This window comes from Shewanella basaltis (genome assembly GCF_023283885.1).
Taxonomy (GTDB): Bacteria; Pseudomonadota; Gammaproteobacteria; order Enterobacterales; family Shewanellaceae; genus Shewanella; species Shewanella basaltis.
On sequence record NZ_JAKILA010000002.1, the window covers coordinates 83577 to 98900 of the forward strand.

A 15324-nucleotide genomic window follows, 5' to 3' on the forward strand; every position below is an offset into this window, starting at 1 on the left:
GTGCTTTAGCTAATTTAGGTAAGATAGAATGAACGTAGTTCAAGGTAATATCGAAGCGAAAAATGCCAAAGTGGCGATCGTAATATCGCGATTCAATAGTTTTTTAGTTGAAAGTCTGCTTGATGGCGCAATAGACACATTAAAGCGTTTCGGTCAGGTAAGTGACGACAACATTACTGTTGTTCGTGTCCCTGGCGCGGTTGAATTACCGCTCGCGGCAAAACGTGTTGCTGCAAGTGGCAAATTTGACGGCATCATCGCACTTGGTGCTGTGATCCGTGGCGGTACTCCTCATTTTGATTTTGTTGCCGGCGAATGTAACAAAGGTTTAGCACAAGTTGCTTTAGAATATGACCTGCCTGTTTCATTTGGTGTATTAACAACAGATACCATTGAACAAGCTATTGAACGTTCAGGTACTAAAGCAGGTAACAAGGGTGGCGAAGCTGCACTTGGTTTACTTGAAATGGTTAATGTACTGCAACAACTAGAACAACAGCTGTAATAGTAGGAAAAGTATGAAACCTTCAGAGCGCCGTAAGGCCCGCCGTTTAGCCGTTCAAGCCATTTATTCATGGCAGTTAAGTAAGAACAATGTTGCTGACGTAGAACATGAGTTTTTAACTGAACAGAACACTGATGGCGTAGATGTCGCTTATTTTCGCGAGTTACTATCAGGTGTGGCTTCTAAAACCTCACAGATTGATGATTTGCTAAAGCCGCATTTAGATCGTGATTTCGAAGATGTTTCGCCAGTTGAAAAAGCCATTGTGCGCTTGGCAGCTTATGAGTTGACCTTCCGCAAAGATGTGCCGTTTAAAGTGGCCATTAATGAAGGCATTGAATTAGCGAAAGCGTTTGGTGCCGAGGACAGCCACAAATTTGTTAACGGCTTGCTTGATAAGTTAGTGAAACATAAGTAATACCAGAACGGTATCTTCGGATACCGTTTTTCATTTCTATTAATTGTTTCTAAATTAAGGTGGTCGGTTTACCGTACCAAACTGAATGTGAAAGAATTTGAACTCATCGAATATTACTTTCGTAATAAAGGCCAAAAAAGACGCGATGTCGAGCTAAGCATTGGTGATGATTGCGCTTTAGTTTGCCCTGCGGACAATAAATCTATTGCCATTTCATGTGACACGCTCGTTGAAAATGTCCACTTTTTAGCTGATATTCCAGCTCATGCATTAGGTTACAAATCATTAGCGGTAAACTTATCTGATCTTGCCGCAATGGGAGCAGAGCCTGCTTGGTTTACCCTAGCGCTGACACTTCCAAGTGTCGATGAGCCCTGGTTAGCAAGCTTTAGTGAAGGGCTGTTTGAAATTGCTGAGTATTACGCAATAGCATTAATTGGTGGTGACACCACTCGAGGCCCTCGAAGTATTAGCATTACCATTAACGGTCAAGTGATTAAAGGGACGGCATTGACCCGTGCAGGTGCCAAAAATGGCGATTGGATTTATGTAACTGGCACCTTAGGTGATTCGGCTCTAGGCCTTGATATACTGCGTGGTGCTAAGACGGTTAAAACTGAAGACAAAGAATTCTTGATTAATCGTCATTATTATCCAACCCCTCGGGTTCTTGCTGGGCAGGCATTACGCTCGTTAGCAACCAGTGCAATCGACTTATCTGATGGATTAATGTCAGATATTCGTCATGTGCTAAAAGCCTCTAAAGTGGGAGCGATTATCGATGTGAATCAAATCCCGTTGTCGGCTTCGTTAAAAGCCAATCTCAGTCGTGAAGATGCATTAAGCTATGCATTAACGGGTGGTGAAGATTACGAGTTGCTGTTTACTGTGCCAGAGTCTCAGCGTGGGGCGATTGATACCGCGCTAATTCACGCAGGCGTTAAGTTTGTTAAAATCGGGCAGATTTGTGCTGGCGATAAACTCAAATTGATCGATGACGGTAAGCCTTTTGTCCCTGTATCTCGCAGTTTTGAACATTTTTAGTTGAGGTTTTATGAACTTACTCACTCAAGATAAGTTTGTTCAAAAGCTGTCTTTAGTTAATCCTATTCACTTTTTAGCCCTAGGCTTTGGCAGTGGCAAAGCGGCAAAAGCACCTGGCACCTTTGGCACATTAGCCGCGGTTCCCCTTGTTCTATTAATGCAGCAATTAAGCCTAACTCATTATGGGCTTATTACCATTTTGTGCATGTTTGCAGGCTTTTATATCTGTGGTAAAGCGGCTAAAGATATGGGCGTACATGATCACGGCGCAATTGTATGGGACGAAGTGGTTGGCTTAATGATAACCATGATTGCTGCGCCAGTCGGCTTTACGTGGTTGGTGTTAGGTTTTGTTTTATTTCGCTTTTTTGACATAGTCAAACCATGGCCAATTCGTTGGCTTGATGCCAAAGTCCATGGTGGTTTTGGGATTATGATAGACGATGTTTTAGCAGGCATATTTGCATTAATTGGTTTGCAGTTAGCGGTTTATTATTTCACCTAATTTAGCGGTCATATAGCCATAAATTAGATAATAAAAAAGAGCACCTGATGCTCTTTTTTAATATTGTTTTTCGCTATTGAGTTACCATTAAATTGCTGCGCAGCTGTTCTATTTCATTATTCATGTTGACGAGGCGCAGTTTAATATCGGTTTCGTAATAAGAGCAGCTCAATATTTTACCGAATGGGTTATAGCGCAATTGCCATAACTGCTGTAAATAATTGTCGTTATTGCAGTATTCGGGCTGTATGAGGCTAATCGATTTATCTGTCGAGACCGGCTCTTTAACCATGTTGACAAAATACTCAGCTCGTAAATTATCATCATCAATGGGCTTAATAAACAATTTAGCTAACCATTGTTTGTAAATAGGCGTGCTTGCTATTTGGGTATCCATGGCCATTTTCAGCATGATGTTACGTCCAAAGAGCCATTCGCCTGACAATATTCGTTCAAAGTCAGTTTGAGTTATTGCAAATGGCACTTGCCAGAGACTTATTTGTGTTAAAAAACGCTTGTCTTCTTCAGCGATAGTACTTGCAAAATGCAGTTGTTGTTTGAGTGCGTTAAAGGCCATGCTATGGCTCATGATTGAGCGAGATGAGTGATACACATTATTCCAAAAATGAGTGTCTTTATTTAAGAATACAGTGACACTATCAACGTCAATGTTACTTGCCGTGGTGTTAACGCCCTTAATGGCCGCCAGTAGGCTTAAATCTCTTAGTTGAAAAAGCGTTGACCATTGGATTTGATGTTCAGGCGCAAGAAATTGATCACTTTCTTGCCAGTAAGGCATACTTAATAACTTTGTATATTGCGCTATATTGGTTTTGTAAGCATCGATAACGGCTGTGATGAGTGAGTCATTATCATGAAGAAATTGACGACATGTGATCATGTCTGTTTGGATACATGCAGCGTTAAAACCGCGTGTGAGTTTCCTGCTTTGATCATCTAGTGCAAACATGGATGCTTGGTCAGGTGAGGTGTTGTCTCCATGGGTGCCAACCACCGTCAGCGTATATTCAAAACCATTATTGTGCGTTGCAATTGGCTGTTGTTTTAACCAGCTCTCAATTAATAATGTATTTGGGGACTTAGTTCTATCAGATGCATTAATTGCCACTAGACAAACAATGGTAAACAGCAAAAAACAGCATACTAGTGCAGCAAGTACCCCAATTGATTTTAGCAAGGCCATCATGATTATTTATCCATAAAATCCATTAAACCCAATGGTAACATGCAAGTTGGATTTTGATAAATTGCCGTATTTATTGCAGTAATTCTCTCGCGTTTGCCAGTGTGTTTTCTGTTATTACATCACCACCAAGTAAACGTGCTAGTTCGTTTACTCGTTGCTCTTTATCGAGTGCTTGCATGGTGGTCTCAGTACTGCCAGCCTTATTAAACTTATTTACAAACATGTGCTGATGGCCATTGCCTGCAACTTGTGGCAAATGGGTGACACATAACACCTGAGTCGATTCACCTAGGCTTCTTAGCATGCGTCCAACTACGGATGCTGTCGGGCCTGAAATCCCCACATCGACTTCATCAAATATCAGCGTTGGAGTTGCGACTTTTTTGGCTGTTATCACTTGAATTCCTAGCCCGATCCTGGACAACTCGCCACCTGAAGCGACTTTAGAAATGGGTTGTAAAGGCTGCCCAGGGTTAGTTGTCACTAAAAAATCAATCGTGTCACAACCATTAACTGAAATATTGTCAGGGTCATGGTTCACTTCAATACTAAATTTACCTTTAGGCATGTTGAGTTCATGAATCGATTGGGTAACCAATTTATCTAATTCTTTAGCATAGCGGCTGCGACTTTGGCTAAGCTTTTGTGCATTGGCTAAATAGGTATTTTTACTTGCCTGAAGTTGCAATCGAATGTCATCAAGTTTGCTTTCATCGCCTGCAAGTTCGTTTAATTCTGCCACTAATTGCTGATGATGTAATGCGAGCTTATCTGGGCTAACATGGTGCTTACGCGCCAATTGCATTGCCGTTGATAAGCGTTTTTCAAGAAAGGCGAAATGCTCAGGGTCGAGCTCTAAGCGGCTTAAATAGCTTTCAATTTCGCTGGCGCTTTCTTGTACCTGGATAAGGGCTTCATTAAGCATGGTACTGATAGGTGCAAGTGACTCATCATAACCTTGTAGCGTATCAGCTATGGCAGCGACTTTATTTAAAAGCGACTCAATATTACCGTCTTCATTTTCAGTCAGTAGGTACAAACCTGCCTGGCACCTTTCTATTAAATCGGTACCATTTGCTAATCGTTTATGTTCTTGCTCAATTTCGTCAAACTCATCTAATCCTAGGTTGAACTCATTAAGTTCTTCTACTTGATATTGCAGTAATTGTTGGCGAGAAATACGCTCATGCTGTGCCTGTTCTAGTTGTTTTAATTCGTTTTCAACTTGTTTACATCGTAAATAACTGGCACTGACATTATCGAGTAATAATTTATGATTGGCGTAGCTGTCTAGCAGGCTCAACTGGTGTTCGCTTTTGAGCATGGCATGGTGTGCATGTTGTCCATGGATGCCAATTAATAATTGTCCAATGGCTTTTAATTGGGTAACAGGTACAGGATTACCGTTAATATAAGCACGTGAGCGGCCGTCATTATTAATCGTTCTGCGAAGAATACATTCATCTTCAGCATCTAGGTCATTGTCTTCAAGCCAGCGTTTTGCCAAGGGAACATCTTGTAATGTGAAGCGAGCACTGACTTCAGTTTTAGTGGCGCCAGGCCTGACAGTATTAGCGTCACTGCGATTACCTAAACATAATCCCAGCGCATCGATTGCAATCGATTTACCTGCACCGGTTTCGCCGGTGATACTTGTCATACCGGCTTTAAAGTCGAGTTCTAAAAAACGCACTATTGCAAAATTGTTAATGCTGAGTTGGCAAAGCATAATGAGTTCCTGTCAATAAGCCATCAAACCACTGTATTGATAAACAGTATATACTGATTTTTTATACAGTAAAGTGCCTGACTGAAAATTATCTTTGCGTTTTTTTTATACGAGTATCGAGTGATAGTTAACCATAGTTAGCTAATAAGGATTCGATTATCGGTAAACTGATGAATGTCATTAAGGTGCCATAAAGTATTGCTTGCGCACTCACCGTTGTATGAGTCTGGTAGCGCTCTGCAAGTAAGTAAACACTTGCTGCCGTGGGAAGTGATGCCAATAATACTCCCATTACTAACCATTGCTGTTCAACGCCAAATAAGCTTAATAAACCAAAGGCAATTACCGGTTGGATCACAAGCTTAAGAAAATTGATGGCATTGAGTTCGGCAATGAGGCCTGCGGTAAATAATTTGCTACCGGTTTGTTGTCGTAATGCTTTCACTAAGACCATACCTATGGCAAATAGGGCGCACGGGCTTGAGGTGTTGCCTAGTTGATGTAGCATCAGTGATATGCTGCTTGGCAGGCTGATTTGACAGGCTGACAGCGTGATACCAATAGCGCTACCGACCACTATTGGGTTTTTTCCTAACGCCGTAGCCATGATTAAAACTGCTGGTTCAGAGGTGCTTTGGCTGCGGCTAGCAAGCTCAATCGAGACCAGTGCGAAGGCAAACATAATAACAGATAATAAACTGGCAATGGCGGCTGCAACTAATGCCATTTTATTGTCCGGAAAAATGATGCTCATCAGTGGAATACCAATAAATGCAGTATTGCCAAATGTGGCATTGAGTGCCCGCATAGCAGCAACGGCTTGTTTTTTTGGTGCTTGCCACAAAGACAATACCACCACGAGACTGTAAGTTATTACCATGGCCAAGCTATACCCAGCAATAAAGCCCCACTGAGCGATATCTTCAATCCGAGTCTCTGCCAGAACAATGAGTAAAATAGCTGGAAATGCGACGTAATAAACAAACTGATTTAAAATGACATCAGTGTCGGTGGGTAATACTCTCAACTTTTGAACGATACTGCCAAGCAGCATAATGGCACAAACAGCGATTAGCGGGGTAAGAATACTCGACATCCCTCGCAATTCCTTAGCAAAATGATAATGATATCACTTTACTGCTTTTACTTGTATTGATGCAATTAGACTTAGGCGGAAGGTGTTATTTTTAATACATCATCTGTTGCGATTGTTTAGGGCAGTGTAATGGTCACTGGATTTGATATGCTTATTTAGTGTTTTTGGGCGGCGGTAAAATTCCCAGTTCGGTGAAAAAATGCACTTGACGCCTTAACTCAAACAACGAGCCGACTCTAACTTGATTACCTATCACAAGTGTCCAGTTGTCGGTTTTGCCGTTTGGGTTGGTAAAGGTAAAGCCTTGGTAGAAAATTTTTCTCATGATAACAATCCAATAAAGCCTCAGGATATCAAGGCTTTTAGTTAGGGCCTGTTGATCTTTTACGGTTATTTTTAACGTGAATAGTTGGCCATTACTCACATATACCACTGCACGGCAGAGGCTTTAAGGTGTCGTTATTCAACATGAACAGTCGATAACGCAGTAAAAATGACCAACAAACGCTGCCCACAGGGTTCGGCTAAAAACGTTTTTAACTCGAACAAAATTCAACCAGCAAAGATCAACAGACCCTAGGGAGGATTACTCACTAATCCCAATGTTGGACACGCCGGCATCGATAATATCTTTACGTAAGCCTTTAACAAGTTCAATCGTGATGTCTGGATTGGCTTCGATGATATCAAGTAGCATACCTTGGAGTTCTTTTTCTTCTTCCATCACTGGGTGAGAAAAAACAAAATCGTCTAACTCTTCATCCATTAGGGTTTCATCGCTAATGGCCTCAATGTAATTGGCCACAGTGCTTGATGATAATTTACTGATATTGGTGATGTCTTCTTCAATTTTGCTGTCTATTGCGCTCATTAGTGTGGCAATTGCAACCGCAGCATCCATTGCCGGGTAGGCGCCATAAGCTTCAAAGTCGCTAGGATCTGGGGTGTTTTCGTCAAGACGCTGTAAATGTACGTCAATGTTATATTTAAGCTTTTTATCGTACTGGCTTTGCCATAATAACTCTAATGCGGTGCTGAGTACTTGGGGCTCTCCAAACTCGCACACTTCAGAGAACAGTTTGTAATTGGGTAGCATTCGTTGGCATAACGCAAGTGCGAAAAGTTGTTTTTGCGGCAAAGATAATGCCTTAAGTCGTCTAAAAAAACCGGGTTTACTGGTCATGATGTGTATCCACTGATAGCTGATTTATCACTTGATTTGCCGCTGATTCTACCTTAGTTAGCTCATCAAGTAACTCAAGTATTTCTGGTTCGAGATCATCGATGTCAATGTTGTGTTTTAGCCCCGACTCAATGGCCTGGCAAAGCTTTTGGGTGGTTGGTACGCCGCAGTGGCATGTGGCGCCATGAAGTTTATGTACGGCTTGTAATAAGTTGCTGCTGTGATGTTCTGTAAGGGCATTGTTGATGGCTTCTACGGTTTCAGGCAGTGAGCTTACCAACATTTTTAGCATATCTAACGCCAGATCGGGTTTTTGATTTGCTTGAGTTAGGCATAAATCCCAATTTAATATTTGATTATCGAAATGTGTAAATTTGGGCTTAGTTACCCAGCGATTAATCACGCTTTTAAGCGAGACTTCATCAATGGGCTTGGGTAAAAAGCCGTCCATTCCACATGCGAGAATTTTTTCGCGTTCTTCGGCGATGGCGTGGGCGGTTACTGCGATAATGGGGGTGTGGCGATTTAACGATTTTGACCGTATATCTTGGGTTGCCGTAATACCATCAATGCCAGGCATTTGAATGTCCATAAATATCAAATCAAAGGTATGCTCTTGGGCTTGTTTTATGGCGTCTTTACCATTGTTAATCGTGACAACATTCACCACTAATTCTTTTAGGAGCGTATCAATAAGCTTGAGATTGGCAATATTGTCGTCAACAGCGAGCACTGAGGCATTGATAAGTGCAGGTCGTTTGTCGTTGAGTATTTCAGGCATGCTAATAAAAGTGGCCGGTGTTGGCGGATAAATTAAATGACGCGCCAAGGCTAAATCACTTATTGGTGTATTGAGTAATACATCGGCATTGGCTTTTAACACATTGTTAATCACATCTTGATCGAGGCAATCATGCAACAAGACTAAACAATCTGTGTGTTGACGGGCAAGACGCAATAGTTTGATAAACTCTGCATTATCAACAAATCCGTGGCAGCTCATAATAATATAGTCGAATTTATTGTTGTCGCTGCCAAGCGCTGGGGTTAAGTTTTCCGGGTTGGCCACATGAGTTAAGATTAATTGCCAAGCAACTAAACGACGATTCAAGGTGTCACGAGTCAATTCGCGTGGCTCGTATAATAAAACGGATTTGTTTTGTAAAGTATTGAGCGGTAAGACTTCGCCAATTTCAAATTGACTTACTCCAAGAGGCAAAATAAACCAAAAGTTAGACCCTTTATTGGGCGCAGAGGTAAAGCCAATTTGGCCGCCCATTTGATTGATTAAGCGTTTAGTGATCACCAGTCCTAAGCCTGTGCCACCAAAGCGACGTGAAATTGAAGAGTCCGCTTGTCCAAATGCCTGGAATAAGTATTCTTGCTGGCTTTCGTCAATACCAATGCCGGTATCGATAACTTCACATCTGAGGGTGATATTGTCTTCATCTTGACTGATTAAGTGGATTTTAAGTACCACACTGCCAGTGTCGGTAAATTTAATTGCGTTACCCACTAAGTTGGTAATAATTTGGCTGACTCGCATGGCGTCACCGCTGACACTTTCGGGGACATTACTATCAATATCAATCACCAGCTCCAGCCCTTTTTCGCGGGCACTACCCGCAATAATCGTTAGGGTTTCGGCGAGGGTTTCACGTAGAGCAAAAGGCATTTTTTCTAGTACCATTTTGCCAGCTTCAAGTTTAGAAAAATCCAGAATATCGTTAATAATTCCCAGCAAATTACTGGCGCTGCGCTCAATGGTTTTAATGTAATCGAGCTGACTTGTGTGTAATGGTGTTTTTAAGAGTTGTTTGGCAAACCCGATTACGCCGTTAAGCGGAGTGCGCAATTCGTGTGACATATTGGCTAAAAACTCAGATTTAATACGGCTGGCTTCTAATGCGCGCTTTTTGGCTAAGTCTAGCTCGACGTTTTGAATTTCAATTTGTTCTAAGGTCTCGCGTAAATCGGATGTGGCCTGGTCAATGTTTTGCTGCATTTCATCGTGATATTCTGACAATGAGCCTGCCATGGCATTAATACCGCGCTTAAGCAAATCCAGCTCACCAATTAAATTACCCTCTAGGCGAGTGTCAAGTTTACCTTCACGAATTTTGGCCACCACTCTTACCATTTCGGTAATAGGATGATTAACATGTTTAACTAAACGAAACGTGAAAAATAAATTAAATTGAACACCAATTAATACAATGATAAATGCCGCTATAGCCGCTCTATGTTGCTCAAGTAAGGCATTTTCTTTGTTTAATAGAACGGCAATGTAGCCTAAAATTTGCTCTTGCTGGTTATTGTAAATTGGCTCAACAAATTGTGTGTTAGCTTCACGCTCTTTATCGTTTGCAACACGATTAACACTGCTAAGGAGTGATGATTCTAACCCTGTGTGGGATATAATCGGCACTCTGATAATCATTGCATCGCCAATGCTTTCGTTTTCTGTACCAGCCAATGAGGGAAGCGGTTTTTTATAGCGCATACTTTCAAAGTCTTTGTGATAGTGCGATGTCACAAATAATTGGTTTTCAGCATCAAACACTGCGATTGAATGGATTAATGATGCGTTGTTAATTTGAGAGGCTGCAAGGAGGCGTTTAGTCGATTCGCGATCTTGGTTAATGATGCCAAACTCACTCGCTATGGCTAAAGGCTCAACAATATTACTGCCTTTTAAGAGTAAGGTTTCTTCCAATTCATAAAAGCGGTTTATCGTGAAATAACTTCCAAGTAGAATACCCACAACAACAGTGGGCGCTAACGCTAGTACCAGAACCCAAGATCGTAGGCTGTAATTGGTCATATTGTTGGCACTTTTCATGGCAGTTAGGTGTGTTCCTGATGCTAAATCGCTATTATTGCGTCTAGACTGCCAGAAACAGCGCACTCTTGACTAGTTTTTTATTCGACACTTGAGGCCGAAATGGCACAATTTTTCAAAGAAAAACCGAACAAATCTAAACAATTATCAGCCAAACTAACATTAGATGTTACCCAGTTAGATCACCTAGGTGCCGGTATTGCTCAGCACCAAGGGAAAATCGTGTTCATTGCTGGTGCGCTTCCTGGGGAGCGAGCAACGGTGCAATTGATTGAGCAAAAGAAAAGCTACGCTAAGGCTAAGTTAATTCATATCGCAAGCCCTGTAAAAAGTCGGGTCTTGCCGACATGCCCGCATTACAGTCAATGTGGTGGTTGTGATTTACAACATATGGACACTCAAGCGCAGCGAGAATACAAACAAACGGCACTTGTTGATTTAATGTCGAAGTTATCGAGTTCAGAAAAGATTGGCGCTGACAAAATGGCTAAGCCTCTTGTGGGCGAGGGCTGGCATTATCGACGAAGAGCGCGATTGGCTACTCTACTTGACAAGCGAACCCAGCGTTTACAGCTAGGGTTTCGTGCCGCGAACAGCAGTAATATTGTTGAAATTAACCAATGTCCGGTTTTAGCAACGTCATTGTCTGAGTTAATTACACCATTAGCGGCTAATTTGAATCAATTAAAAGCCAAAGCGAGTTTGGGCCATGTTGAACTTACTCAAGCCGAAAATGGCCACTTTGTCGTATTGAGGGTGACTAAAAGTTTACCCAATTCTGATGTGAAATGGTTAAGTGGTTTTGCGCAAAAGCATCAGCTTACTTTGTTACTGCAAGATGATGCTGGTGAGTTAACTCAGCTTTATTCTCCTTTAAGCTCCGATAAGGACGCAGCCCTTTTACCTTTTTATCCCTTGGCAAATAACACGGTTAATTGCTATTTTTCTCCAGGTAATTTTGTACAAGTTAATGGTGAAATGAACCAAGCTATGGTAGACCAAGCCATTGATTGGCTCAGTCCACAACCTGGTGAGCGAATTCTCGATTTATTTTGTGGTGTCGGCAATTTCAGTTTACCGTTAGCAAAAAAAGCCGCTGATGTCATTGGGGTTGAGGGGGTGCCAGATATGGTGGAGCAAGCTAGGCAGAATGCTTGTGACAATCAGTTGAGTAATGTGACTTTTTACCATGCAGATTTAAGTGCCGATTTATCAGACCAGGCCTGGCTGGGTAAAATAGATAAGCTATTACTTGATCCCGCCAGGGCCGGTGCCTACGAAAGTTTACAATGGCTACATAAAATGCAACCCAAAAAAGTGGTTTATGTATCCTGTAATCCGGCCAGTTTAGCCCGTGACAGTAGTGTATTATTAGACAACGGCTACCGTATTGCACAAGTGGGCTTAGTTGATATGTTTCCGCAGACACATCATATCGAGGCCATGGTATTATTTGAATTAGCCAAATAAGTTGAATTTTTTTAGTTATATCAATTGGTATGCTATAAATTTGTTCAACTAAACACGTTTGAATTGACAAAATAGTCTAGGGCTTCAAGATAGTGTGTTTAGTGGTAATTAACGCCTTATTATTGTCTTCATCTCAAAGATAAAGGTGTAAAAGTCGGTCATGCGGCTAAGGAAGGGTTCATGGTTTCTGTTCGCGAAGCACATTTTAATACGCAAACATTCCAATTGGATGAGTGGGTCGCTCGTTATATTGACGATAAAGACGATGCTCAGACGTTACTCGTGTTGATCCAGCAAGTGGAGGCCTTACCGGTCAAAAATAAGCTGGCTCACACTGAATTGCTTGCGCGCGCTCGTGAAATGATCGAAATTTTAGCGCCGCTAAACATGGACATTGAAACCTTACAAGCTGCCGTGCTGTTTTTAATGTTTGAGGCGGGCGTACTAACTGAAGAGCAGTTAGCAGAGCAGTATGGCGATAGTTTAGCAAGACTGGTGGCGAGTGTTGTGACCATGAATGCCATTGGTGCACTTAAAGTTAGCGAAAACTCCCGTGATGCTGAGCCGCAAATAGACAATATTCGTAAAATGTTGTTGGCGATGGTTGAAGATGTGCGCGCGGTTGTAATTAAACTGGCCGAACGCGTGTGCTTATTGCGTGCGGTTAAAAATGCCGACGAAGAAACTCGCGTACTGTTAGCGCGTGAAATTGCCGATATTTATGCCCCACTTGCGAATCGTTTAGGTATTGGTCAACTTAAGTGGGAACTTGAAGATATTTCGTTTCGCTACTTACATCCAACAGTATACAAAGACATTGCTAAGCAGCTTGATGGTAAACGTGTCGATCGCGAAGTGTTTATCGATAAGTTCGTTACCCAGCTACAAGAGCGTTTAGACAAGGATCAGATCCGCGCCAAAGTGTATGGTCGACCAAAACATATTTACAGTATTTGGCGCAAAATGAAGGGCAAAGATCTTAAGTTTGATGAGCTATTTGACGTTAGAGCTGTACGTATCGTGACCGAACGATTGCAAGATTGTTATGGCGCCTTAGGTGTGGTGCATGATCTTTGGCACCATATTCCGCGTGAGTTTGACGATTATGTGGCTAATCCAAAACCCAATGGCTATCAATCGATCCACACTGTGGTTGTAGGCCCTGAAGGCAAAACCGTCGAAATACAAATTCGCACAGAAGCCATGCATCAAGACTCTGAGCTAGGTGTCGCAGCGCATTGGAAGTATAAAGAAGGCGGCGGTAATACTAAACAAACCGGCTACGAAGAAAAAATTAACTGGCTACGTAAAATTTTACAGTGGCAAGAAGATGTGGCCGAAAGCGGTAACTTGGTTGATGAGGTCCGAAGCCAAGTGTTTGAGGATCGGGTGTATGTATTTACGCCCAATGGAGAGGTGGTCGATTTACCTTTAGGCTCAACAGTACTTGATTTTGCTTATTATATTCACTCACAGGTTGGGCATAAATGTATTGGTGCTAAAGTCGATGGCCGTATTGTGCCATTTACTTACCAAGTAGAAACCGGTGAGCGCATTGAAATTATTACCTCTAAAACGCCAAACCCGAAACGTGACTGGCTCAATCCTAACTTAGGTTACATCAAGTCGTCGCGTTCTCGCTCTAAAATCCAACATTGGTTTAAACAGCAAGACCGCGACAAAAACATTGCGGCGGGTAAAGAGATGCTCGAGTCTGAGTTATCTCGCGTTGGTTTAAAGATTAAAGATGCCGTTGTGGCAGTTGAGCGATTTAATCTTAACTCCATGGACGATATGTTAGCGGCCATTGGTGGCGGTGATTTACGGTTAAATCAAGTTGTCAATTATACCGAAACCAAAGTGCGTAAGGTTGAAGACACTGACGAAGATTTAGTTGAAGATATTCTTAAAAAAGCCTCGCATAAGCCTAAAAAAACGGGCAAAGGCCAGGTTGAAGTCAACGGTGTTGGCAATTTAATGAGCCATATTGCGCGTTGTTGTCAGCCTGTTCCGGGTGATGAAATTTTTGGTTATATCACCATGGGCCGGGGCATTTCGGTACATCGTAGCGACTGTGAGCAAGTTAAAGAGTTAATGCGCGCTCATCCTGAGCGCAGTGTTGATGTTATTTGGGGCGAAAACTACTCTGGTGGTTATCGTATTCGAGTACGAGTATTGTCTCATGACCGCAGTGGATTATTGCGTGACTTAACAACGGTGCTTGCTGCTGAAAAATCCAATGTCATGGCCATGAGTTCATCATCGGATGTTAAAACGCAAACGGCAACCGTGGAGCTTGAACTTGAGCTATATAACCTAGATGGGTTATCGCGCATTATTGCGAAACTATCGCAAGTTGACGGTGTCATTGAGTCTCGTCGACTTTAAAAGCCTAAGATTAAGCAAAAGACTCGGCACAAAGGCACCTTAATCTGGGTGCCTTTTTAATTAACAGTGTTCAATTTAGGGGATAATTAAGGTGGCAAATATTCAATCGCTATTAGACATTATGAAGCAATTACGCGATCCGCAAACCGGTTGTCCGTGGGATCGTGCTCAAAACTTTGCCACCATAGTGCCTTTTACCCTAGAAGAAGCCTACGAAGTGGTCGACACCATAGAGCGAAAAGCTTGGCAAGAGTTACCCGATGAGTTAGGTGACTTATTGTTTCAGGTGGTGTTTTATTGTCAATTGGGTCAAGAACAAGGTCTGTTCGATTTTGCCACAGTTGTTGAACGTATTAGCGATAAATTAACCCGACGTCATCCACATGTGTTTGTTCAAGGCGAGAGTCAAACAGCCATTTCTAATACTCAAGAATTAAGCCAAGCCTGGGACAAACTAAAAGCCAATGAACGCCAGCAAAAACAGTTACATTCAGCACTTGATGATATACCCGCAGCGTTACCAGCGTTGTCGCGTGCCCGAAAAATCCAGCATAGAGTAGCCAAAGTTGGCTTTGATTGGGCAGAGCTTGACCCCGTAGTAGCTAAAATACATGAAGAGATTGATGAAGTATTAGTTGAAGTGAATAAACAACCCAATGATGCCGATTATTCTAAAGACAAAGTACAAGATGAAATGGGCGACTTATTATTTGCCGTGGTAAATTTAGCACGCCATTTAAAGGTCGATCCTGAGCAAGCTTTACGTCAGGCAAATACTAAGTTTGAGCGACGTTTTAGAGGCGTTGAGCAATATGTAGCCGGCAGTGGTAAAACCATAGAGCAGCATACATTAACTGAATTAGACGGCTATTGGGATCAAGTCAAGCTGCAAGAAAAGGCAAATTAAGCTAAATATCGCGCGTTTAAGTTTGTCGAA

The 15324-nt window shown here is 42.1% G+C and carries 13 protein-coding genes; 7 read left to right on the top strand and 6 right to left on the bottom strand.

Annotated features, from left to right (window positions below; all coding sequences use genetic code 11):
- Positions 1-28: 28 nt before the first annotated feature.
- The 4 genes from ribH (at position 29) to L2703_RS02175 (ending at position 2472) form a co-directional block, all read left to right on the top strand.
- The gene (gene ribH, locus L2703_RS02160; protein ID WP_160053672.1) at positions 29-505 is read left to right on the top strand and encodes a 6,7-dimethyl-8-ribityllumazine synthase; all 477 of its coding nucleotides are present in this window, start codon (positions 29-31) and stop codon (positions 503-505) included.
- A 13-nt stretch (positions 506-518) separates the two neighbouring features.
- Entirely contained in the window at positions 519-923 is a 405-nt protein-coding gene (nusB, locus tag L2703_RS02165; protein ID WP_248969511.1) for a transcription antitermination factor NusB, read from the top strand.
- 87 nt (positions 924-1010) lie between these two features.
- On the top strand, positions 1011-1967 hold the full coding sequence (thiL, locus tag L2703_RS02170; protein WP_248969512.1) for a thiamine-phosphate kinase: 957 nt from the start codon (positions 1011-1013) through the stop codon (positions 1965-1967).
- Positions 1968-1977: 10 nt separating this feature from the next.
- Positions 1978-2472 (top strand): phosphatidylglycerophosphatase A family protein, encoded by a 495-nt coding sequence (locus tag L2703_RS02175; RefSeq protein ID WP_248969513.1) that lies wholly within the window; start codon positions 1978-1980, stop codon positions 2470-2472.
- A 73-nt stretch (positions 2473-2545) separates the two neighbouring features.
- On the opposite strand, the gene L2703_RS02180 is transcribed toward L2703_RS02175, so the two are convergent.
- The 6 genes from L2703_RS02180 to barA all read right to left on the bottom strand — a co-directional run bounded on the left by L2703_RS02180 (position 2546) and on the right by barA (position 10529).
- Positions 2546-3679, bottom strand: coding sequence for a hypothetical protein (locus L2703_RS02180; protein ID WP_248969514.1), 1134 nt, complete (start codon positions 3677-3679; stop codon positions 2546-2548).
- A gap of 70 nt (positions 3680-3749) precedes the next feature.
- Positions 3750-5408: a DNA repair protein RecN gene (recN, locus tag L2703_RS02185; protein WP_248969515.1), complete on the bottom strand. Its 1659-nt coding sequence runs from the start codon at positions 5406-5408 to the stop codon at positions 3750-3752.
- A gap of 127 nt (positions 5409-5535) precedes the next feature.
- The gene (locus L2703_RS02190) at positions 5536-6504 is read right to left on the bottom strand and encodes an AEC family transporter (RefSeq protein WP_248969516.1); all 969 of its coding nucleotides are present in this window, start codon (positions 6502-6504) and stop codon (positions 5536-5538) included.
- Positions 6505-6655: 151 nt separating this feature from the next.
- Positions 6656-6829, bottom strand: a complete 174-nt coding sequence (locus L2703_RS02195) for a DUF3319 domain-containing protein (RefSeq protein ID WP_248969517.1) — start codon at positions 6827-6829, stop codon at positions 6656-6658.
- A 261-nt stretch (positions 6830-7090) separates the two neighbouring features.
- The gene (locus tag L2703_RS02200) at positions 7091-7687 is read right to left on the bottom strand and encodes a YjaG family protein (protein WP_248969518.1); all 597 of its coding nucleotides are present in this window, start codon (positions 7685-7687) and stop codon (positions 7091-7093) included.
- A complete protein-coding gene (gene barA / locus L2703_RS02205) occupies positions 7677-10529 on the bottom strand; it encodes a two-component sensor histidine kinase BarA (protein WP_248969519.1) in 2853 nt (950 codons plus the stop codon). Before barA ends, L2703_RS02200 begins: the two co-directional genes overlap by 11 nt.
- Before the next feature lie 102 nt (positions 10530-10631).
- On the opposite strand from barA, the gene rlmD reads away from it, so the two are divergent.
- From rlmD to mazG, 3 genes are all read left to right on the top strand, one after another.
- The gene (rlmD, locus tag L2703_RS02210) at positions 10632-11999 is read left to right on the top strand and encodes a 23S rRNA (uracil(1939)-C(5))-methyltransferase RlmD (protein WP_248969520.1); all 1368 of its coding nucleotides are present in this window, start codon (positions 10632-10634) and stop codon (positions 11997-11999) included.
- 180 nt (positions 12000-12179) lie between these two features.
- Positions 12180-14387 carry a GTP diphosphokinase gene (gene relA, locus L2703_RS02215; protein WP_248969521.1) on the top strand — a complete coding sequence of 736 codons (2208 nt, stop codon included), beginning with the start codon at positions 12180-12182 and terminating at the stop codon, positions 14385-14387.
- An 85-nt stretch (positions 14388-14472) separates the two neighbouring features.
- Entirely contained in the window at positions 14473-15294 is an 822-nt protein-coding gene (gene mazG / locus L2703_RS02220; RefSeq protein ID WP_472544899.1) for a nucleoside triphosphate pyrophosphohydrolase, read from the top strand.
- Positions 15295-15324 lie beyond the last annotated feature (30 nt).